This is a genomic window from Robbsia andropogonis, assembly GCF_000970345.1.
GTDB classification, from domain to species: Bacteria; Pseudomonadota; Gammaproteobacteria; order Burkholderiales; family Burkholderiaceae; genus Robbsia; species Robbsia andropogonis.
On record NZ_LAQU01000139.1, the window covers coordinates 1 to 2,120 of the forward strand.

Annotated in this window: 2 protein-coding genes; both read left to right on the forward strand. The window is 58.7% G+C overall.

The window, feature by feature from the left end; all coding sequences use genetic code 11:
* A partial coding sequence (locus WM40_RS26525) for a TldD/PmbA family protein (protein ID WP_046154563.1) occupies positions 1-957 on the forward strand: 957 nt, incomplete at its 5' end.
* Between the two features lie 171 nt (positions 958-1,128).
* Positions 1,129-2,094 carry a metallopeptidase TldD-related protein gene (locus tag WM40_RS26530; RefSeq protein ID WP_157793820.1) on the forward strand — a complete coding sequence of 322 codons (966 nt, stop codon included), beginning with the start codon at positions 1,129-1,131 and terminating at the stop codon, positions 2,092-2,094.
* Positions 2,095-2,120: the final 26 nt, after the last annotated feature.

The following is a 2,120-nucleotide window of genomic DNA, read 5'->3' on the forward strand; positions in this document are numbered from 1 at the left end:
ATAGTGGAATCCGCACGCAGAGCGGAATCGGCGGCCTATGCAGTCGATAAGGCCATTGGCGCAACTAATGGCGCTAGTGTCCAGACGACGTCCGGAGTTTCGGTACTTGCAACTTCGCGGGGTTTCATGGGGAAGACACCATGGTCGATGCATGCCATTTCGGCGAGCGCGGTTGCTGTAGGGGAGCGGGAGCGGCAGATCGGCTTTTGGAGCGATGCCGCCAGAAATTACGAAAGCCTGCCGAGCCCGGATGAGGTTGGTAAGATGGCAGCCACGCGAGCGCTCGGCGCGTTGAATTCACGTTCCGTTCCGACTCAAACATGCCCAGCACTCTTCGAGCCGCTGGCCGCAATGGGACTTCTCCGAGAATTCGTCGGTGCGGCTTCGGGCGACGCGTTGTACAGATCCGACTCCTTCCTCACGGACCGTATAGGAGCGGCGCTCTTTCCTGAGCATGTTTCCGTCTTTGAAGACCCCTTCGTGAAGCGTGGCATATCGAGTCGATGTTTCGATGGCGACGGCATTGCTGTTTCGCATCGCACTGTCATAGACAGGGGCGTGCTCAAGGGCTATTTCCTCGGACTATACGCAGCGCGGCGGCTCAAGATGAGCCCGACCGGCAGCGGATACGGACCGCATAACCTTGAGGTTCGTAGCGAGTACTCGGACTTGACGGACGACTTGCATTCGATGCTGTCAAAGCTTGGCAGAGGCCTGTATGTCACCGATTTGGTCGGTGGCGGCGTGAACCGGTTGAACGGTGACTTCTCCAGGGCGGCGAGGGGATTCTGGGTTGAGGGCGGCGAAATTCAGTTTGCTGTTTCTGGAGTCACCCTCGCGTCGAATCTCTTTGCCATGTTCGGACGACTGCGTTCGGTTGGGGGCGACAAGGTGACGCGCGGTGGAATTACCACCGGCTCGTGGCTTATAGACGAAATGAAGGTCGGCGGTCTCTGACGACTTCGCGAGCAAACGGGGCTTGGTTAGCGCGCCATCGTCGGGACACGTTACCTTAGCGACGTGCTAGCTGGATCATGACGTCCGACCTTTTCAGTGCGATATGCAAACGACATACCTCAAGTCGCTCGGAAACGAGCTAACGGACGCTGGAATTGTATGAATGATGCTTTGAAATCTCAGAACCTATTGCCTTCTCTGGATGAGGTGCGCAATGCCGCATACCACTGTTTGCTCGAGCGCAATGGCGTCGATGAAGTCCAACTGGCGTCCGCGCTATCGGGTGCGATGGGAACTGGCGGTGATTTTGCCGACGTCTATTTAAGCGATTCCGTCCGGGAGACCTGGTCCCTGGAGGGCGGCGCCGTTCGAGGCGGCTCTTATCGCCGCGACGCCGGTTTCGGTCTTCGTGTCATGAAAGGCGAAGAGGTAACGTTCGCAAGTTCTCAGAGAATCGACACGGCTGCACTTGGTCGAGTTGCCTCCCAGTTGCGCACGAACGGCGAAATGGTTTCGGCGACCGCCTTTACCACGAGCAAAGAAAGTTCAGCGCATGATCACGCCTCTTTGTACATGGGCTCCGCGCCCCTCGCAGCGGTCGATGCGTCCGAGAAAATTGCGCTCCTTCAAAGGGTCGAACAACTGGCGAGAAATCACGACGCACGGGTAGTCGAAGTTGGCGCTTCGCTACAAGCGGTCTATGAGAGCGTTTGGCTGACCCGCCACGACGGTATGAGCGCAGGCGATGTGCGGCCCCTGCTGAACCTTTGGGTAAGCGTGCGAGTGCAATGCGGAACGCGGATGGAGCGTGCGCATAGCGGCATGGGCGGTCGCTATTCGTTTAGCGAATGGTCGGATGAGATGGTCGCCTCTTTCGTCAAAAAGCTCGTAGATGCGGCAACCATCAAGCTCGACGCGCGACCCGCGCCCGCTGGCTTGATGAGTGTAGTGGTTGGTCCTGGCTGGAATGGCGTCCTCTTGCACGAGGCGGTGGGGCACGGTCTCGAAGCCGACGGCATTCGACGCGGAACGTCTGCGTTCGCTGGTCGCATTGGTCAACCCGTAGCACAGCGCGGCGTAACCATTGTCGACGACGGGTCTATTCGGGGGCCGCCGCGGCTCTCTGAATGTGGATGATGAAGGGCATCGGACCCAGCGCACGA